The 20,958-nt window shown below is 48.0% G+C and carries 17 protein-coding genes; 2 read left to right on the forward strand and 15 right to left on the reverse strand.

The window, feature by feature from the left end:
• Positions 1–52: 52 nt before the first annotated feature.
• From NYE45_RS26695 to ftsE, 5 genes are all read right to left on the reverse strand, one after another.
• Entirely contained in the window at positions 53–1,381 is a 1,329-nt protein-coding gene (locus NYE45_RS26695; protein WP_340014601.1) for a PDZ domain-containing protein, read from the reverse strand.
• A gap of 64 nt (positions 1,382–1,445) precedes the next feature.
• Entirely contained in the window at positions 1,446–2,918 is a 1,473-nt protein-coding gene (locus tag NYE45_RS26700) for a S41 family peptidase (RefSeq protein ID WP_289390471.1), read from the reverse strand.
• Positions 2,919–3,054: 136 nt separating this feature from the next.
• Complete coding sequence (locus tag NYE45_RS26705) at positions 3,055–4,335, reverse strand: M23 family metallopeptidase (RefSeq protein WP_145149303.1); 1,281 nt, start codon at positions 4,333–4,335, stop codon at positions 3,055–3,057.
• Between the two features lie 187 nt (positions 4,336–4,522).
• Positions 4,523–5,440, reverse strand: a complete 918-nt coding sequence (gene ftsX / locus NYE45_RS26710; protein WP_062837032.1) for a permease-like cell division protein FtsX — start codon at positions 5,438–5,440, stop codon at positions 4,523–4,525.
• Complete coding sequence (ftsE, locus tag NYE45_RS26715) at positions 5,430–6,116, reverse strand: cell division ATP-binding protein FtsE (RefSeq protein WP_024631580.1); 687 nt, start codon at positions 6,114–6,116, stop codon at positions 5,430–5,432. Before ftsE ends, ftsX begins: the two co-directional genes overlap by 11 nt.
• 254 nt (positions 6,117–6,370) lie before the next feature.
• On the opposite strand from ftsE, the gene NYE45_RS26720 reads away from it, so the two are divergent.
• Complete coding sequence (locus NYE45_RS26720; protein WP_340014602.1) at positions 6,371–7,804, forward strand: VanW family protein; 1,434 nt, start codon at positions 6,371–6,373, stop codon at positions 7,802–7,804.
• A gap of 231 nt (positions 7,805–8,035) precedes the next feature.
• Here the strand turns inward: NYE45_RS26720 and NYE45_RS26725 are convergent, their stop codons facing one another.
• The 4 genes from NYE45_RS26725 to NYE45_RS26740 form a co-directional block, all read right to left on the reverse strand.
• Positions 8,036–9,589, reverse strand: a complete 1,554-nt coding sequence (locus NYE45_RS26725) for an MDR family MFS transporter (RefSeq protein WP_091036416.1) — start codon at positions 9,587–9,589, stop codon at positions 8,036–8,038.
• Between the two features lie 72 nt (positions 9,590–9,661).
• Entirely contained in the window at positions 9,662–10,345 is a 684-nt protein-coding gene (locus NYE45_RS26730; RefSeq protein ID WP_340014603.1) for a hypothetical protein, read from the reverse strand.
• Between the two features lie 34 nt (positions 10,346–10,379).
• Positions 10,380–11,108 (reverse strand): polymer-forming cytoskeletal protein, encoded by a 729-nt coding sequence (locus tag NYE45_RS26735; RefSeq protein WP_340014604.1) that lies wholly within the window; start codon positions 11,106–11,108, stop codon positions 10,380–10,382.
• 14 nt (positions 11,109–11,122) lie between these two features.
• On the reverse strand, positions 11,123–11,746 hold the full coding sequence (locus NYE45_RS26740) for a YhbD family protein (RefSeq protein WP_340014605.1): 624 nt from the start codon (positions 11,744–11,746) through the stop codon (positions 11,123–11,125).
• A gap of 131 nt (positions 11,747–11,877) precedes the next feature.
• Between NYE45_RS26740 and NYE45_RS26745 the strand changes: the two genes are divergently transcribed.
• Positions 11,878–12,666 carry an alpha/beta hydrolase family protein gene (locus NYE45_RS26745; RefSeq protein WP_340014606.1) on the forward strand — a complete coding sequence of 263 codons (789 nt, stop codon included), beginning with the start codon at positions 11,878–11,880 and terminating at the stop codon, positions 12,664–12,666.
• Positions 12,667–12,864: 198 nt separating this feature from the next.
• Here the strand turns inward: NYE45_RS26745 and argH are convergent, their stop codons facing one another.
• The 6 genes from argH to argJ form a co-directional block, all read right to left on the reverse strand.
• Positions 12,865–14,268: an argininosuccinate lyase gene (gene argH / locus NYE45_RS26750; protein ID WP_340017443.1), complete on the reverse strand. Its 1,404-nt coding sequence runs from the start codon at positions 14,266–14,268 to the stop codon at positions 12,865–12,867.
• 106 nt (positions 14,269–14,374) lie between these two features.
• A complete protein-coding gene (locus NYE45_RS26755) occupies positions 14,375–15,610 on the reverse strand; it encodes an argininosuccinate synthase (protein WP_091013058.1) in 1,236 nt (411 codons plus the stop codon).
• 93 nt (positions 15,611–15,703) lie between these two features.
• Complete coding sequence (argF, locus tag NYE45_RS26760; RefSeq protein WP_047840650.1) at positions 15,704–16,669, reverse strand: ornithine carbamoyltransferase; 966 nt, start codon at positions 16,667–16,669, stop codon at positions 15,704–15,706.
• A 198-nt stretch (positions 16,670–16,867) separates the two neighbouring features.
• On the reverse strand, positions 16,868–18,121 hold the full coding sequence (locus NYE45_RS26765) for an aspartate aminotransferase family protein (RefSeq protein WP_169479733.1): 1,254 nt from the start codon (positions 18,119–18,121) through the stop codon (positions 16,868–16,870).
• Positions 18,122–18,504: 383 nt separating this feature from the next.
• Positions 18,505–19,344, reverse strand: a complete 840-nt coding sequence (argB, locus tag NYE45_RS26770) for an acetylglutamate kinase (protein ID WP_340014607.1) — start codon at positions 19,342–19,344, stop codon at positions 18,505–18,507.
• A gap of 317 nt (positions 19,345–19,661) precedes the next feature.
• Positions 19,662–20,900, reverse strand: coding sequence for a bifunctional glutamate N-acetyltransferase/amino-acid acetyltransferase ArgJ (gene argJ, locus NYE45_RS26775; protein ID WP_340014608.1), 1,239 nt, complete (start codon positions 20,898–20,900; stop codon positions 19,662–19,664).
• Between the last annotated feature and the right edge of the window lie 58 nt (positions 20,901–20,958).

Here is a 20,958-nt window from a genome sequence, read left to right on the forward strand (position 1 = left end):
ATACCTTTTTCATTACTTGATTTATGCAACATATTCAATCCCATATGCTTAGTTACATCTCTATGGACCCTTTGTCACTAACCACAGGAGCAGGCGGTAACGCCAGTGGAACTTCATCCCTGTGTGGTTTTTTCAGACGAGCAAACAATTTGAGATTTATGATATGGAACAGCGTCAGTGGACGTAATCGAATTGCCCATACCTCGTGATTGTCCGGTGCCATAATGATCCCAAGCTGATGATGCTCCCCTTCATAGATCGCCCGTTGCATGAACTTGCTTTCTCCCTGGTGATTTCGCACCTCAAGTTTGCAAAAAGCCGGGTTCATCCGCAGAGCGCGATGCAACTCTTCCGGCGAATGTACTAACTTACCATTCACCTTGTACAACGTCTCTCCTGCTTCAATCCCCAAATCTGCAGCAGGACTCTCCGGGATAACAGCCAATACCTTCAACCCATGCTGCGGATGAACAAATACCGGACTGCGATTTTGCTCTTCAAATGCGCTGTACCATACCAGAAGTTCATGTCCAATAAATGCAATCAATGCAGCAATCACCATAAGTGGAGACCACCATGCAGCAAGCAAACTGAACACGAGCAAGGTTGTCCCATAGATCATCAAACGCTTGGATGTAATCTGCACCTTCTGTCCCGGAAGCATACTCTGCGTGATCTCACCAAATCCGAGCATGATGGGCAATGCAACCAGCATATAACTATGTCCTGCATTCATAAGTGGATTCCATGCCAGCTCCGCGCCACCTCCTGTGACGGGAACAAGAATCAGTAGGGGAATCGCCCAGAACTGTTGTAGTTGATATCCACCAACCAGTTTCCCACGTTTTCCCTCGAAGAGAAGCGGTGATGCCATCGACACTCCCTGCATACGTACCAACAGGGCTTCACCCATATGTAGGAGGGCCGCCAAAACAAGCAGTGCAGGCATATCCAGAGTACGTAGCGTCTCCGTGATACTGCCCATCCAACCGGATGGTTGCCAGCCTGAAGCCAGATTCAAACCAAATTGCACCACACCCAGCAACCCTGCCGCGTAGGCAAAACACAGATATCGGATACGAAACAAGGATAGAACTAACGTTGCAGCCCATATGCATATGAGACTTCCCAGCATAAGATGTGCACCGAGAAATAGGGACACGATTGAGACAATGGTACCGATGAGTATGCCTCCGAGCACCGCACGAATCGTCTGTGTTATCGAGCTTTGCAAACGGACATGAAACAATTTACGCTCCTGTAGTAACTGACGATGATAGATCAGCGCAATCAGGATCACCGCAATATAATAAAACGGCTGAATAAACAACTGCAACAAAGCTTCTCCTAATGTAGTTAACCACGGCCATACCCATTCCATTGTGGTCGGTCACCCCTCTCCTTCAGCCGGTTCAGAAAAAAAGAAGGCTGAAAATCAGCCTTCTTTATGGCTTCGACACTGCGGACGAAATATCCTTTGAGACATTTTCGATCGCGCGTTTCAGCTGTGCATCATATTGAGGATTGGCAATACGTTCAATCAGAGCCGCTTCCAGTGATTCAGCGGTTTTCTCGTCAATCTGGCCTGTAGCCTGAATGCCTTTTTGCTTCTGGAATGCCTTGACCGCTTCTTCTGTCTTCTGGTCGTAGTATCCGTCCACACGATCCGGTTTGAAATCGAGTCCTCTCAGCATCGTCTGCGCACTTTTCACATCCGTGCTATTGCTGTCATATTTCAGTGGTAACTTCTCTTTATTAATCGGTGCAACCGAGAAATAATCCGGTTGGTCTACCGCAATATCCGGTTTGATTCCTTTTTCATGAATCCAGTCCCCGTTCGGAGTGAGCCACTTGGCAATGGTGATCTTCAGCAAGCTGCCATCACCCATTTGCTTGTCATAACTCGTCTGTACGGTTCCCTTACCAAAGGAGTTTTCACCAATCAACTTAGCACCTGCTGACTGTTGCAAGGCTCCGGCCAGAATCTCCGACGCACTCGCGCTACCTTTGTTCATCAGGACTGTGACTGGATAAGCTTTCGCTGATCCATTGGATTTACTTTGTTCCTTTTTGCCGTTCTTGTCTTCGACTTGCACAATAACCTTGCCTTTAGGAACAAACTGTTCAGCAATATCAATCACGACTTGCAGTACACCGCCTGGGTCATTACGAACATCGATGACCAGACCTTTCATGTTCTGCTTCTCAAGTTTCGCCAATTCTTCCTTGAAGCGATCGCCCGTATTCAGAGAGAATTGGGTAATGGCAATAACGCCAATTCCGCCGTCCTCCATGTGAGCATATACGGTCTCCAAATCAATGTCATCCCGTACAATAACAAATTCAATCAGTTCGGAAGATCCGGCACGTTTAACCTGTACCTTCGCTTCACTGCCTTTAGGGCCTCTGATTTTGTTAACAGCCTTGTTCAGTTCCAATCCCTGCAGGGATTCTCCGTTTACAGACATAATCATGTCTTTCGCACGAATACCCGCTTTCTCGGCAGGTGATCCTTTGATCGGGGAAACTACAACCACGTTTCCATCCTGTGAGGATACCTCTGCGCCAATACCGGTAAATGAACCTTCGATCGACTCTTCAAACTGAGCAGCTGTTTCCTGCCCCATATAGTTGGAGTACGGATCACCAAGGGATTCCATCATGCCGTTGATCGCACCGTCAATCAATTTGGTCTGATCCACATCTTTATAATAGTTGCTTGAGATCAAATCCATCGCGGTTTCAATCTTCTTCAAATCGTTCTTCTGCTGCGTATTGCCGGTTACACTGGCCAGCAAACCTTCGCCCGGTGTGGCCTGGCTCGCTATTCCCGGATACGTCATTAATACCAGGGTTAGTAAACTACCGCCAAGCAGACCCACAATGACAAGCAGTAGCGCCGATCTTTTCTTCATCATCCGTTTGTCACCGCCTTTAGTTTTGAAGCGTGTCAGATTCCATGATTGCCAGAATCCATTCCCTGAACATGCCAGCTTAGTATATGTCTAGCTTGTACGGAATATGTTTTTTCCATTCGGTCTGTGGATGAGGAAATTACAAATAGTTCATTGGATTGACTGCCGTACCATTATCTCGTACTTCAAAGTGCAAGTGAGGTCCAGTAGAGTTCCCTGTATTTCCTGACTCAGCAATGGTATCACCTTTGCTCACGGTGTCCCCCTTGCTGACTTTAAATCCACCTTCGCGCAAGTGACCATATAACGTCCATAGTCCGCCACCATGGTCCACAATAACCGTATAGCCATAACCGCTATACCATTCAGCCATGATTACAATTCCGCCGGAGGCAGCATGTACAGAGGTTCCCACAGGCACAGCGAAATCGACACCAGCATGCATCTTGCCCACTACACCCGTAATTGGATGGGTACGGGGACCGAATGGAGAAGAAATACGTCCTCCAGATACCGGTCTTGAGAAGATACCATTACCGGACGAATAGGTAGGCTCACTACTGCTATCCGAGCTGACTCTAGTTGGAGCCTTGGCTGCTGCCTTCGCCCGAGCGGCTGCGGCGGCTTTTGCTTTGGCTGCGGCTGCTGCCTGTTGTTCACGCAATTTATTTTTCTCTTGAAGAAGTGCTGAACGTTTGCTGGCAATCTGCATCAATACATCTTCCTGCTCTTGTGTCAGCTCTTCTGATTCTTCAATCTTAGCATCATATGAAGCTAGAAGCACTTGCTTTTCCGCTTCTTTTTCATTCAATTGGGACTTACGCTGTTTCTTCTGTGAATACAGGCTCTTGGCTTCTGCATATTGCACATCCAGTTCTGCCTTTTTGTCCACAACCAGTTGCTTGTCCGCTTTGTGCTCATCCAGCAGATGCTGATCCTGATCCACGATCGTTTTGAGTGAATCCGCACGAGTCAAAAAGTCAGTGAAGCTGGTGGAAGACAACAATACATCCAGATAGGATACAGCACCGTCCGTATACATCAGACGCACGCGCGACTCCAGAAGTTTCTCCCTTGCAACAATACGTTCTTCTGCCGCTTGAAGGTCTTTCTTGGTTGTACGGAGATCTTCCTCCGTGTTCTCGATTTGCAAGGATACACTGGCGAGTTCATCACTAACGACATTGATCTGTTCCATGACAACCTTCAGATAAGCATTGGTTTTGTTCTTGTAATGCTGAGCTTCCTTTTTGTTGGAAGCTGCTTTTTTCTGCTCCTGCTTGGCAGTAGCTGCCTTGTTCTCCAGTTGCTGAATCTGCTGGTCAATATCGCTGATGCTACTCTTGGCATATCCGTCAGAAGGTTGAAGCGTCATACCGGCCAATAACGTTAGGGCCAGCAGCGAAGCGGTTTTTTTCAAAATGATGATCCCCCATCCTATGATTTCACAAGAAAGCAACCTGCACAGGTGGTGAACAGCATGTTCTTTGCTTTCTTCCAACTTAAAAGACTCCGTCTTTCCTACATATCGTCAAACAGCGTCCATTAATGAACCTGCTTTACCATTCTTTTCGACATATTCTGCAATTCGATCGATGAAAACAAGATTAAACGTTGAGTGATTTACGAATGGATAGTGTACTTCCCAAAATACCTACCAGCACACCGAGTCCGATCAATAGTGTTCCAAATAGCAACCAGATTTCGCCGAGCGGAATCAAGTTAAGCATCTGCATGAATACATCCTGACCAATCGTGTTCATCAACTGACTGTATCCAACAAACAGCACCCCAACCGTAATGACTGAGCCAATAAATCCAATGAGTGCACCTTCAATAAAGAAAGGCCAGCGAATAAAGGTGTTGGTTGCGCCAACCAGCTTCATAATGCCGATCTCCCGGCGACGGGCCAGAATCGTTACGCGAATCGTATTCGAGATCAGGAACATGGACATCAGACCCAGTCCCCCGACAAAAATAAATCCGATATTACGAACAAGCTTCGTAAATTTGAACAATACTTCCACCGTTTCCTTGCCGTAGTTCACTTTCATAATCGGCTTCTCCGGGTGTTTTTCGTTCAGGGCTTCGATTTTTTGCGCCACAAAAGTGACGGTTTCCGGTTCAATGACCTCAACTTCAATGGTCTCCGGCAGTGGATTGTTGTCCACATCGAAACCGCTAAGCACGTTATCTGCACTGTCTCCAAGACGTTCACGGAACTCCTTGAGTCCTTCTTCCTTGGAAACAAAACGAATCTCGCTTACTTCAGGCATCGCGCTGATTTCTTGCTCCAGTGTGTTACGCAGGTTCTCGTCCACATTCAGTTCGAGGAACGTGCTGATCTCCACCTGGCTATCAACCTGATTCGCCATGGAATTCACATTGAGCACCAACAGCATGAACACGCCAAGAATCAACAGCGACACAATGATGGACATGATGGAGGCCACAGACATCCAGCCGTTGCGGAATACGTTTTTGAATCCCTCCCGCAGATGGCGCAAGAGAGTACTAAAATTCATAACCGTATTCCCCTCTCATCTGATCCCGTACAATCTGTCCACGTTCAATGGCGATTACCCGTTTACGCATCGTATTCACGATATCTTTGTTGTGGGTCGCCATAACAATGGTTGTTCCCCGGAAATTAATCTCATCCAGCAGTTGCATAATGCCCCATGACGTCTCCGGATCAAGGTTACCTGTAGGCTCATCCGCGATAATAACCGATGGGTTATTGACGATAGCCCGTGCAATCGCAATACGTTGCTGTTCCCCACCTGAGAGCTGTGAAGGTTCACGATTCGCCTTACTGCGCAGTCCCACCAAGTCAAGTACTTCCATCACTCGTTTCTTGATATGACGCTTCGGTGCTTCAATAACTTCCATCGCAAATGCCACATTCTCAAATGCGGTCATCCGTGGCAGTAGACGAAAATCCTGGAACACAACGCCGATGTTACGACGCACATAAGGAATCTTTCTTGGCTTCAACTTACCAATATTAAATCCGTTAATGGATATTTGTCCTTTGGTCGGAACTTCTTCTCTGTACATCAATTTCATAAATGTCGATTTGCCTGCGCCGGACGGACCGACGATATAGACAAATTCATTGCGGTCGATCTTCACCGACACCCCTTGTAATGCGTGGGTCCCATTGGCGTAGGTCTTCCACACGTCCTGCATTTCTATCACATCATCACTTCCTGCTCGCATAGTTAGCCATTATCATTTCGACACAATCCCGGCATTTCCTTTAAAAAGACCTGAATTTCATCAGGAAAAAATCCACGTCGTCCCTGTTTTGATGGTGAAGCATGGATTCATATGAAGTTTATTGTAACAAATTTGTTACCTATTGAGTACCCGAAAGTTTTCCTGCATTGGATCATATATATAGAAAGTGTTACAAAGTCGGGAACAACTGAAGTATAAAGGAGCGTACGGTTATGAAAAAAATACATTTGACGGTCATTGTTCTATTCTCCATCCTCTTGATCGGCTCCGCGTCCTATGGATTGCTGTATATGTACGTGAATCAACCTGCCCTGCCCAAAGACGTTCATGTTGGCGGCATGCCGGTGGAAGGGAAGAACCATAAAGATGTACTCCAAGAACTGGAGGAGAAGATCAAAAAGCTCGAGGACTGGCCTGTCACTCTTGAGTTGACTGAACCTGACCCCAAGACGATGACGTACAGCGCAGCTCAGGTGGGTGTAAGCTACAACGTTAACGGCTTCAAGTCCGCGATAAAAGAGCTTGAGGAAGGCGACATATGGGAACGCGCTTATGCACGTTATCATTTTCCGAAAGAGTTCTCTCTGGATATGAGTTACGACTTGCGATCACTCCAAGAACATCTCAGCCCTGCCTGGGAAAAAGAAACCTTTGGTACACCTGCGAACGCCGTTCGACGCATTACCGCAAGTGACAAAATCCAGTATATCCCGGAAAAAGGCGTCCGCCGCATTGATTGGAATACACTCACAAATCTCATTCAAACCAAGCTTCACCAGGATTTCAGTGTACTGAACCCGGATGAGAAAACCGCCCCATTGCTGATCCAGGTACCACTGTATACGCTGAAGCCTGAAGTAACCCTTGACTCCCTGCGCCAGGAAGGCATTGACCGAAAGATCATCCAATTCTCCACGGGTCTTGGCAATAGTAGTGAAGGCCGGATACATAATGTCAGTGCAGCAGCGGAAGCGATTAACGGCATGATTTTGCCACCGGATGCCACATTCGATTATGAGAAGGTCGTCCGTAAAGCGGAGAAAGATTACGGGTTTCGTGAGGCCCCGGTCATTGTCAATGGAAGACTGACCCCCGGAATTGGCGGGGGAATCTGCCAGGTATCCAGTACGGTGTATAACGCAGCGCTGTTGACGGGTCTTGATATTATTGAGCGTCGCAACCACTCCCTGCCGGTCATATATTTGCCGAAAGGACTGGATGCCACCTTTGCCTCGGGGGCCATCAACTTTCGTTTCAAAAACAATACTGGAAAATCCTTACTCATTCATGCAGAGGTGAAGAACCACCAATTGATGGTGAAATTTTTCGGCACATTCCCGGAGAACGTCAGCTATGCACTGGAATCTCGCACCATTGAAACATTAAGTATTCCGGTGAAATATGTGTCCAGTACGGTACTGCCTGATGGTGCACAACAGGTGCTGCAAGACGGACAGCCTGGATATATTGTCGAGACGGTACGAACCAAGAGGGTAGACGGTAAAGTCGTCGAATCCAAAACGATTACACGAGATACGTACAAAGCACAGAATCGTCTAATTGCCCGCTCAGGTCATAGCAGTCTGCCTGATCCACAAGAACCTTCTGTTGTCGAGGACGGGATTAGCGATACGAAACAGCCTTAATTTTTTTCAAAGCAACCGACAACTTACAGATCACGAAAGGGTACAAACAAGGTCCTGCCGTAATTCATGGATAAGCATAAGCTGATCACACGAAAACAAAAAGACACACTTCCCGTCCCCTTTTGAGGATACGTGAGAAGTGTGTCTCTACATTTTTAAGATAAGTTATTCGAGTTTTATCAAGCTAGGATTAGCTTTAATACCGTAACTTACGGTTTACTGCATAACGGCTTAGTGACCGCCTGTGTATTCGCCTTGCTCTTCGCCTACGACCATTTTCTCTTTTCCCATGAAGAAGGAAGCGACCAACGCGAGTGCAGCCGGAATCACAGCCCAGGCGAACAATTGCACGATGGACGAAGACAGGGCATGTGTGATGGTGTCCAGCACCTGAGGCGGAATCGCCTGTCTGAGCTCTGGTGAGAGCAACGCATGTGGATCGGTCAGATCAACTCCCTGTGGCACGCCACCCGCTGAAGCACCGCCTGCTTCAGCAGCTGAACCAGCGAGAGCATCATTCATTTTACGCGTAAATACCTGGCTCTGTACGATACCAAAGATCGTAATCCCCATCGTCATGCCGAGTGACCGCAAAAAGTTAAGCGTGGAACTCGCCGCACCGCGTCTTTGCGGTTCAAACGCGTTCATAGCCGCATTGCTAAGTACCGAGAATGACGCTCCGACACCAAGTCCAACCATGACCATGTAGATACGTATCGTCCAAAGGGAAGAATTCTCATCCAGTGTAGTCAGCAATCCGAGTCCAATAACAAGCAAAGCCAACGTAGGAATCATAATATTGCGATACTTAATTTTGGTCATCAACACCCCGCCCAAAGACGCCGTCACAACGGACCCGAGCATCATGGGCAACAGTACGAGACCGGAGTTGGTCGCTTTACCACCGAGTACTCCCTGTATGAAGATCGGAATGTACACGGATGCTGTGATGAATGCCGCACCACTGAACATACCAATGACGTTACTTGACCAGTAAACCCGGTTGCGGAACATGCCGAAGGAGATGATTGGTTCCTTGGCTTTCGTTTCTGCAAAAAGGAAGAGCAACGCTAATGCTACAAATCCGGCAAACAAGCCAAGAATCTGCCAGGAACCCCAGGCAAACGTTTTGCCGCCCAGTTCCAGACCAAAGATCAGGCACACAACAGCACCGATCAGCGTTACAGCACCCAGCCAGTCAATCTGTTGGGATTGATGCTGATGGGATTCTTTATAAAAGAACGCAATAAACACAAATGCAATCAAGCCGAGTGGCAGGTTGATATAAAATACCCATTCCCATGTCGCATACTGGGTAATGTAAGCACCAAGCAGTGGTCCAAATACGCTGGACAGGCCGAAGACGGCTCCAAACAATCCACCTAATTTACCGCGTGATTCTGGTGCAACCACATCAAACATGATCGTAAAGGCAATCGGCACCAGTGCACCTGCACCAATACCTTGAATCGCTCTGTACATCGTCAATTCCACAATAGACGTTGCCGTTCCGCACAGCGCTGAGCCAAGCATAAACACAATAATACCAAATACAAAAAACTTCTTCCGTCCATACATATCGGATAGCTTACCGAATATCGGCATCCCTGCCATCTCAGCCACCATATATGCGGAGGTAACCCAGACGAACTTGTCGAGCCCACCCAGCTTCCCGACAATATCCCCCATAGCTGTTGCCACGATGGTATTATCCATCGAAGCCATTAGTATGCTGAGCAGTAACCCTGCCAGCACCAATCCAATACTGTTTTTACGTGCAACCATTGTACTCAATCTCTCCATTCACGCTCTATTCATATGACTGCATTAGTATATCCGAAAAGAAGTCTTCGTTAATCAGTCCAAGGACCGATTGCTTTGCAGCAAAACTTCCGATTGCGGATGAATTTGCAGAGATGAACGGTATTCCACTGTACCAATCCGGCAGCCTGGACCGATTTTTATTTTATCGCCACGGACAATTTCGGCCTCTGTATTCTCTAATTCGATGTCGTCACCTTCGATAATCTGTGCCTTGAGAATTGATTTATTCCCCGTAAACAAGTCATTCAACCGGCCACTCTTCACCGAGATGATGGAACCGCCCATTTCCTTGACCTCGGATGGACCCATGATTTTGAGTGTCATCTGTTCAGCGCTGAGCATACCCGCTATCGTCAAACGGCCGTTCAACTTGATATTTTCCGCCTGACAATCCCCGGAAAGATGAAGTTCACCTACCACTTTTATATGCTCGGCTTTGACATGCAAGCCAGAGGTCCGGATTCCATCCTCACCATCGCTGCTGGCGGCTCGTTCTGTCAGGGTAAGGGTTCCGGTAATTTTAATATCTGTGGACTCAAGCGATCCGTATATGACCGATGTACCCGTACATTTGAAACGATCACAAGATAGATTGTCGTTAAAGGACGCGTCCCCTACGACCTTGATCTTACCGTACACGCCACCAGAAGAACTGCCATCACCAACGATGCTGATATCCATTTTTTTGTCCAATGAATGCCCATGATTGTTATTCATGTCGATCCCATCCCTTTCTCTCCGTATCCAAACTTTAAATTCGCTGACTGCTGCCCACCTTGGCATCCCGATCAACCTCAAGTTCACCTGAATACTCGACCAGTCTGATGTTACAGCCACGACCAATATGAATGTTGCTTCCCCGCACAATATCAGCTTCGGTATCTTCCAGCACAATCTCATCTCCCTCAATTAAGGATGTCTTAAAAGAAGGGGTGCCGCCCAGACCAATACTTTTCCAAAATCCATTCTGTTGTTCCTTGCGACGAATATCGATACGCTCTCCGCCAATCTCTTTGGCTGAAGAAGAGGTATGCAGCCTGATCTCCACTGTTCCTGCATTCAGTAAACCGCTGATCTTAATATTGCCCCGTACATTCAGGGACTCACATTGCACATCGCCTTCAATATCGATCACACCGCCAATATCAATTCGTTCCCCATCCACTCTTCCGCGTACGGTACACTTTCCGTTCACTTCAAGCTCAGGGCTATGGAGATATCCGTTAATCGTCGTCATGCCATCCACCCGAACACGAGAACTGGTTAAAGGGCCATTCAACGTGCACATGCCGTTAATCGTTGCACTCTCGGAGCTCAAAGCGCCATGCATTTTCAATGTTCCATTCACTTCCATAGAGGTGCAGTCCAGGTTACCGTTCACCTTAGCCATGCCATCAATAGATACACGGTGAAACTCCCCGCCTGCCGTTTGACTTATGCCCGCCACATTCAGATCATTCCGCTTATTCCGCTCTTCCATAGATGATCCTCTCCTTAACCCAATTTGAGTTTTAATTCTTCCATAAATGTTCCCATCGGCTGTCTAAGAACTACCTTCACACCATTGTCAAAATAAAACTCCGTTCCTGCTGTCACCAGCATGAATGAAGGAACACCCATCTTACGAATAAGCACGAGTTCGCTGGGTTTGCCTGTGAAACGATAATAATATTCAGACATCACATCGATCAGCAATGCACCCTCTTGCCGAGTAATATCTCCGCTCATTAACAGCTTATCTAGAACATACAGCATCATAATCTGTTCCAAAGCATACAGCGGTTGTTCTCGACCTTCTTCTTGCAACAGATCCAGCGAGATTTGTGAAACAATGTTTCGCTCTAATAGTTGTGAAGCAGACATCTCCACTTCACCCAACGTAGGCGAGAACACGTCTGCCAGCTCATCCAGCGACAATCCGTCTTTCATATTGAGAATCTTGTCAATGCGCAGTAAAATCTGTTGTTTTGGAAAAAAGGTCTCTTGTCCAGTGTAGGACGACTTCCGAATGAACCATTCCTCCGGAATGAGATTTTTCCGCTTCCAGCGGTATAACTGGCCGTAGGAGATTCCTGTCAGGTCCAGCAGTTCTTTTTTGGAGATCAAATCATCCGTCATATATGGTCCCCCTTTATATTGAAATCAGTGTAACATAACATTGTTACGTTGTAAAACGTTTGTTATTGCATTCGATGAGCATTGCGTATAACCTGTTAAATATCAAAGTATGAAAGGGGTTTCTTATACTCATGGCACTTATTAAATGTGATTTTTACTCGGATACGCTTGGATTAAGTACCAGCATGCATGTCATTCTGCCGCAACAAACCCACACTCAGATCGGTATGGAGAATGTGACCGGCAAAGGACTGCACCCAACGCTGTACCTGTTGCACGGTCTGTCTGATGATGATTCCATCTGGCTGCGTCGCACATCGATCGAACGTTATGTGGCCAACCTCGGGATCGCCGTTGTTATGCCACAGGTACACCGCAGCTTCTATACAGATATGGTAGAAGGCGGACGTTATTGGAGCTTTATCAGTGAAGAGCTGCCGGCACTTGCTCGTTCTTTCTTCCCGCTGTCGCATAAACGTGAGGATAACTTCGTTGCAGGTTTATCTATGGGTGGCTATGGCGCGTTCAAGTTAGCTCTTCGAAAACCAGATCAATATGCGGCTGCTGCCAGTTTGTCCGGAGCACTCGATATGTCTGCACATATGGATAGAAACGCATCCTCAGCATTACAACAATCCGAATTGCTGCGAATTTTCGGACCCGATGTGGCAGGTACAGAGAACGATCTGATCCATCTGTTAAAAGAAAATCAATCTGGCGAAAGTCCTCGACCTGTGCTCTACCAATGCTGCGGAACGGAAGATTTCCTGTATGAGGATAATCAAACTTTCCGTCAAGCCTGTGAACAAACGGACTTCGAACTGACATACCAGGAAGGGCCTGGTGAACATGAATGGGGCTACTGGGATGCCAAGATTCAGGATGTATTGAAATGGTTGCCTTTGCCCAAACGGGACTAGTGGAGCATTGGGAGCTACTGCGGATAATGAAGGCTGGTACTCCGAGGACAGAATAACCTTCCTTCCGTTCGCGGTTGAGTTGAATATATCTAGATCACTGTAATACACAAAGAAGCAGGCCGTTGAGAACAAAGTTCTCTGGCCTGCTTCTTTGTTGTATTGTTGTATCTGTAAGGGTACCTTATAGTAGCGGTGGTATTAACCGCGGTTTGTAATCCATTGCTCGGTGATTTCCAGTACCTTCTCACTGCGTCCAATGGCTTCAGCGACTTGACCCGAAGCTGTTCCGCCGTAAACATTACGAGCGTTCACTACCGCTTCCGGTTGAAGCACGTCATAGATCCGGTCATCGAACAGTGGTGAGAACTGACGGAATTCATCAATCGTCAAATCCAGCAAATACTTGCTGTTCTGGATGCAGTACAGCACCGTTTTACCAATCACTTCATGCGCCTGACGGAAAGGCAAGCCTTCGCCTACGAGGAAGTCGGCAATATCCGTAGCGTTGGAGAAATCCTGGTTGACCGCTTGACGCATACGATCCTTGTTCACCGTCATTGTCGCGATCATCGGAGCGAACAATTGCAGTGCGCCCTCCAGCGTTGCTACCGTGTCGAACATGCCTTCTTTATCTTCCTGCATGTCTTTGTTGTATGCCAGTGGAAGAGATTTCAGTACTGTCAGCAAACCGATCAGGTTGCCGTACACACGTCCTGTTTTACCACGAACGAGTTCAGGAACGTCTGGATTTTTCTTCTGAGGCATGATGCTGCTGCCAGTACAGAACGCATCGTCCAGTTCAACGAACCCAAACTCTGTGCTGCTCCACAGTACCAGCTCTTCACTCAGACGGGACAAGTGAGTCATGATCAGCGAAGCTGCTGCCAGGAACTCAACGATGAAGTCACGGTCGCTTACTGCATCCAGACTGTTCTCGTACACCCCATCAAAGCCCAGTTGTTCCGCCACAAAATGACGGTCAATCGGGAAAGTCGTACCCGCGAGTGCACCTGCGCCCAGTGGCAGGATATTAATGCGTTTGTAGCTGTCCATCAGACGCTCCGCATCCCGTTGGAACATGGATACATACGCCATCAGGTGATGTGCGAATAGAATCGGCTGTGCCCGTTGAAGATGCGTATAACCCGGTACGATCGTATCGAGGTTATCTTTCGCTTGTCCAATCAGTGCTTCCTGCAAGGAGTGCAGCATGCCTACAAATCCAACTACGTGCTCGCGCAGGTACAAGTGCATATCCGTTGCCACCTGATCGTTCCGACTGCGCCCTGTATGTAATTTGCCGCCTACAGGGCCAATCGTCTCGATCAGATTTTTCTCAATATTCATGTGGATGTCTTCGTCCGATACGGAGAATTCCACTTCACCTGCACGAATTTTGTGCAAAACGGTGATCAGACCTTCTTTGATGGTCTCTACATCTTCCGCCGGAAGAATACCACATTTGCCCAGCATCGTTACATGGGCCAGACTGCCCTGAATATCTTCCTCAGCCAAAGCTTTGTCAAAATTGATCGATGCCGTATATTCCTCAACCAAATGATTGGTTTGTTTTGTAAAACGTCCTCCCCACAGCTTGCTCACGGTGAGTACTCCCCTTTCGCTCATGGACAAAGCCGCTCCTGCCAGATGTGCAAGAACGGCCTGCCTTGTCATTTATATTGATGTAGCTTTATTGTGCAGGTTGAAATTAGTTTTTGTTTTGCTCCACGCCGGAGTTTACTTTCAATCGCAGTGCATTCAAGCGGATAAAGCCTGTTGCATCGCCTTGATCGTAGGCTTGCGTTGGATCAGCTTCCATCGTAGCGATGTCCGGATTGTAGAGGCTGACAGGGCTTTTCACGCCTGCGCCGATGATGTTGCCTTTGTACAGTTTCACACGAACCGTACCTGTAACGTTCTTCTGACTTTCGCTAACCAGCGCTTGCAATGCAAGACGCTCTGGTGCGAACCAGAAGCCGTTGTATACCAGTGTGCTATAACGTGTGATCAAGCTATCACGCAGGTTCATCACTTCACGGTCCATCGTGATGGACTCCATTTTGCGATGTGCGGTGAACAAGATTGTTCCACCTGGTGTTTCGTATACGCCACGGCTCTTCATCCCAACAAAACGGTTCTCAACCATATCTACACGGCCAATACCATGTTTGCCACCCAGTTCGTTCAGTTGCTCCATCACTTGCAGTGGGCTCAAGCGCTCACCGTTCAGTGCAACACAGTCACCTTGTTCGAATTCCAGTTCAACATATTCCGCTTGATCTGGTGCATCTTCAGGTGCACTGCTCAGCAGGAACATGTCTTTGTTCTCATCCGCACTTGGATCGAACCAAGGATCTTCAAGCACACCACTCTCATAGCTGATATGCAGCAGGTTGCGGTCTGTCGAGTACGGTTTAGCCGCAGATGCGGTTACCGGAATACCATGTTTCTCAGCGTAAGCAATCATCTCAGCACGTCCAGGGAACTGGTTACGGAATTCTTCCAGACGCCAAGGTGCAATCACGTTAATGTCTGGTGTCAGCGCAGCCGCGTTCAGCTCAAAGCGAACTTGGTCATTTCCTTTACCCGTAGCGCCGTGAGCGATGGCTGTAGCACCTTCTGCACGAGCGATATCCACCATGCGTTTAGCGATCAGTGGACGAGCGATACTTGTGCCGAGCAGGTATTGTCCTTCATAGAGGGCTCCTGCCTGGAACATCGGATAGATGAAATCTTTGGCGAACTCATCGCGCAGATCGTCGATGTATACTTTGGAAGCGCCTGTTGCCAGTGCTTTCTCCTCCAAACCATCCAATTCATCCTTTTGTCCAATATCCGCTGTGAATGCAATAATCTCAGCATCGTACGTTTCTTTCAACCATTTCAAAATTACAGATGTGTCCAACCCGCCTGAATACGCGAGTACAATTTTTTCCTTAGCCATGTTCAATGGTCCTCCCCAAGATCAGTTGCTATAAACTTTTATCTATCATCGCGAAATCTGCGCCTAAAATCAACCCATAAAGGCAAACAGCATCTATTCGCTCATTAACGCAGCCATTAATGCTTTCTGTGCATGCAAGCGATTCTCCGCCTGATCAAAGATCAAGGAGTTCGGTCCGTCAATTACACCGGCACTCACTTCTTCGCCGCGGTGTGCGGGCAGACAGTGCAAGAACATGTAGTCTGGCTTCGCGCCTTTCATCAGTTCCTCGTCCACTTGATATGCGGCAAATGCCTGCTCACGAATCTTCTGCTCTTCTTCAAAGCCCATGCTCGCCCATACATCCGTGTACACGATATCTGCATCTTTGGCTGCTTCTTGTGCACTGTAAGTTACAGTCACTTCAGAACCGCTCTCCTGTGCAATGATGCGCGCCTGCTCCACAACCGCACTATCCGGCTCATAGCCTTCTGGCGTAGCTACAGCAACATGCATACCCATCTTCGCTGCACCGAGCATCAGGGAGTGCGCCATATTGTTGCCATCTCCGATGTAGGCCATTTTCAGACCTGCCAGCTTGCCTTTGTGCTCCAGCACCGTTTGGAAGTCTGCCAGTACCTGGCAAGGATGCGCCGCATCGCTCAGGCCGTTAATGACAGGAACATCCGCATGCTCTGCCAGTTCAGTTACATTATGGTGTCCAAAGGTACGGATCATGATGCCGTCCAGGTAGCGGGACAATACTTTGGCTGTATCATGTGTTGTTTCCCCGCGACCCAGCTGGATATCATTTTTGCTCAGGAAAAGTGCGTGCCCGCCCAATTGGAACATGCCCACTTCAAAGGATACACGCGTACGTGTGGATGATTTTTCAAAAATAAGTCCGATCGTTTTGCCTTTCAACGGTTGAAAGGGCACACCGCTTTTTTGCTTGCCTTTAATCTCAATCGCGAGATCAAGCAGATAACGAATCTCCTCGGCCGTATAGTCCGTGAACTCGATAAAATCCCGGCCTCTCAGATCAATCTTCTGAATCTTTTCCGTCTGTTGTGCTGTCATCTATAATGTCCTCCTTATTTCCGGTTCCCTGCACCCGCATGGGCAGAAGAGAAGCCACGTTGACACTTTGGCTTGGTGCTTCTCAAGTTTATTCATTTCCACCTTCTGCAAGCTCACCGCGCGGCTACAGGGATTCATCATCTCGTTCTGCTTCGAGGCCGGTAATGGCCCCGAGACAGAAAGGTTCTCATTTTTATGTTAGGCTTTCGCCGCTACGTGCTCTTCGATCAATGTGGCTACAAGGGATACCGCCTCGTCGATCTCTTCTTTGCTCACATACAGGTTCGGAAGCAAACGAATCACATTCGGTCCTGCAGAGACGAACAAGATACCGCGTTTTTGCCCAGCAAGCACTATATCGCCTACCGGCTCAGCACATTCGATGCCGACCAACAATCCTAAGCCACGAACTTCCTTCACAAAGGAATTGCCGGCCAAACGATTCCGCAGGGAGCTCATCAGGTATTCACCCATCTCTGCTGCACGCTCTGGCAAGCGATCTTCTAGCATCGTTTCGATTGTTGCGATTACAACGGATGAAGCGAGCGGTGTTCCACCAAACGTCGTCGCATGGCTACCTGGCGTGAACGCATCCCGCAGGAAACCTTTACCCAACATCGCGCCTACAGGGAAACCACTACCGATACCTTTGGCAACGGTGAACACGTCTGGCTCAATGCCATAATGTTCATGCGCAAACAATTTACCCGTACGTCCCATTCCCGTTTGAACTTCATCAACAATCAACAGCAACCCGTGCTCGTCACACAATTTCCGTACATGTTTGACGAATTCCGGCTCAACCGGATATACACCACCCTCGGCCTGAACCATTTCCAGCATAATGGCTGCTGTGTTGGGTCCAATTGCCGCTTCCAGTGCAGGAATATCATGCAAAGGTACGGTTACAAATCCGGCTGGCAATGGCAAAAATCCTTCTTTCACCTTATCCTGTCCGGTTGCTGTCAACGTTGCGAGCGTCCGTCCATGGAAGGACTGGGCAAAGGTAATCACTTCATAACGATCTGTGCCTTTCACCTTCTGGTGATAACGACGTGCGACTTTAATAGCTGCTTCGTTCGCTTCGGCACCACTGTTACAGAAGAACACTGCGTCAGCGCATGTATTGGCTGTCAGCAATGCTGCTGCTTTCTCCTGACCTGGAATCTGGAACAGGTTGGACACATGCCAAAGCTCATCAATCTGAGCTTTCAGCTTGGCTCCAACTTTCTCCGGTGCATGGCCCAGGCTAGTTACAGCGAGTCCGCACATGAAATCGAGATAACGGTTGCCCTGATCATCCCACAACCAGCTGCCTTTCCCTTTGACCAGACTGATTGGATAACGCGCATACGTTTGGAAAAGCGAGCTTTCCGTCTGTGCCGCTGCACCTGTTGCTGTTGCCCCCGCTACCGCTGTGCCAGAACCTGGCTGTTCGTTGCCTTTTGCCATGACCATATCACTCCTTATTTGTTGGTACACGAGCAATTATATAAGAAACCTGATTTACACTAGACACAGATTGCAGAACTATCTTTCGAACGTATGCATACTCCACTTTGATGACAGAACAACCTTCCGATCGCTGTTATCCCTGGATTTTTTTTATTCCCCTTCAATGGGAAAATCCTGTGATAGTGTATGCTTCCGAAGTAGCTTTCTTTCAGAAAGCTTTTAGGCGCACGCTCCGCTTCTTCAGGTTATTTCTGTCCTCTCCGTTATGCATTTTTATTCTTCAGATTGGTTCTGCACCCTACGTTATCGTGTAATATTAGATTTTTTATAAAAAAAGCCATGCACATATTTTTTATCTTGTATAAGAACCCAAATAAACCTTATTGCATACGGATGATTCTGGTTCCGATGATTTCTCCGCCGAGCACTCGGCTCAGAATTTGGGGTTCGCTGCCGTCTACGATGACGACCTCACGTACTTGACCATGAATACACGCGATTGCTGCACGCACTTTGGGAATCATGCCACCGTAGATTTCTCCGGTCTGGATCATGTCCTCAATCTCCTGTACAGATACAGAAGGCAGTACTTTTTTCTCGCCGCCTACGTTCTTCATGATGCCTGGAACGTCGGTCACGACAATCATCCGACTTACGCCGAGATGAGACGCCACTGCACCCGCAGCTGTATCTGCGTTGATGTTGTAGCGCTGTCCAGTTGCATCTACACCAACTGGTGCGATAACTGGCATGTAACCCATGTTCACGATGCCTTGGATAATCTCTGCATTCACGCTAGTGACATCGCCTACCCAACCGATCTCTGCGTGGTTTGTAACAGGCTTAGCCTGGATCAGACCACCGTCCACGCCGGACAAGCCTAGTGCACGACCACCCACACGTTGAATCAGACGCACGATCTGTTTGTTGATACTGCCCGCAAGCACCATCTCCACTACGTCCAGCACAGGTTCAGTCGTCTTGCGTAGGCCGTTAACGAATTCGGTTTCGATACCAAGCTTCGCCAGGTTATCCGAGATCGCAGGACCCCCACCATGCACGATAACTGGTTGTGTACCTTGAGACTGTAAATCACGCAGATCCGCAAAGAAAGACTCCGGCAATGCCGCCAGCGTGCTGCCTCCACATTTCATGACAAACGTTTGTTTCTCGGTACCTGCTTCCGTTGCGGTACTCTCATTTGGCAATGTTGAATTCATGAGGAAGCTCCTTTCATTCAAATATTCTAAAAGGCTTTAACACTTAAGTAAATCCATGTTAGACGGGTCTAGCCGTTACAAATTCGGATCGTTCTTTTGATCGCTGTTGTCTCCAGGTTTTTTTTGATTCCCTTATCTAAAGGGAAAACCCGGAGACAAAAACGCACGCTTCGCTTCTTCAGAATCAATTCCGACTTTTTCACTATCCCCGTCAATGATGTAACTCAAAAGTTTAATCCTTATAGGTGTTCTACATATTTTTGAAAAGCAGCCTTTCAATTATGAAGCTGCTAGATTAATAAAAACAATATAAAATATTACGTGCGGTATGCTGCGTTAATTCGGACGTAGTCATACGTCAGGTCACAGCCCCAGGCTGTAGCCGTTCCTTCGCCGTGGTGCAGATCCACCACAATGCGAACTGTATCGGTCTGCAAATACGCCAATGCCACTTCTTCGTCAAACACGACGGGACGGGACTGTGCGAGCACCGAGATCTCTCCCAAACGAATATCCACGGTATCCGGGTTCACCGGCTGTCCTGCACGCCCTACGGCTGCAATAATCCGTCCCCAGTTGGCGTCAGCGCCAAACATGGCCGATTTCACCAGACTAGACCCAATGACAGTTTTGGCGATTGCTTGCGCGGATTCATCACTTACCGCACCTGTAACTTCTACCTCAACCAGTTTGGTTGCACCTTCACCATCGCGAGCAATGGCTTTCGCCAGTACTTGGCATACATAGGTGAAGCCGGCTGCAAAAGCGTCCCAATCCGGGTGCTCCATCGTCAGCTCTTCATTGCCTGCATATCCACTGGACATAGCTACCAACATGTCGTTTGTACTTGTATCCCCATCGACTGTAATCATGTTAAATGTATGATTAGTTGCCTGGCGTAGCAGGCGCTGCAACGCTTCTGCACCAATGACCGCGTCAGAGGTCATGAAAGCGAGCATTGTCGCCATATTCGGATGAATCATACCCGAGCCTTTGGCGGCACCTGCAATTGTTACTGTCTTACCGTTAACTACAACGGAGACGCAGGCTTCCTTTTTCACCAAATCCGTTGTTAGAATCGCTTGTGAAAATTGTTCCGCCTCATTCGACTCCTTGCCCAGATGCGCCGGAAGTCCAGTGATTCCTGAATGTACAGCATCCATTTTGAGCAATTCCCCAATGACACCTGTGGATGCCACAGCCACGTCCTCTTCTGCCACACCCAACTCACGCGCAGCGGCCGAACGCATCGCATAAGCATCTTCTTCCCCTTGTTGCCCTGTACATGCATTGGCATTACCACTGTTGACGATGACAGCCTGAAGGCGTCCATTGCTCAAGCTTTCGCGCGTAACTTTGAGTGGTGCAGCTTGAAATACGTTCGTCGTGTATACAGCAGCAGCTGTAGCCGGTACATCACAGCGGATTGCTCCGATGTCATTGCGAGATGTCTTTTTCAATCCACAGTGAAGTCCACCAGCCGTGAATCCCCCAGGGGTTACAATTGTTCCGTTCTCAACCACGGTAAAACTTTGTTGCTTCACATTCGTTCCCATATCATATCCCCCGTATGCGTTCAGCTATATGCTGATGATCGCCTGCTTAACCTGATCC

It is taken from the genome of Paenibacillus sp. FSL K6-1318 (assembly GCF_037976905.1).
Taxonomy (GTDB): domain Bacteria; phylum Bacillota; class Bacilli; order Paenibacillales; family Paenibacillaceae; genus Paenibacillus; species Paenibacillus amylolyticus_A.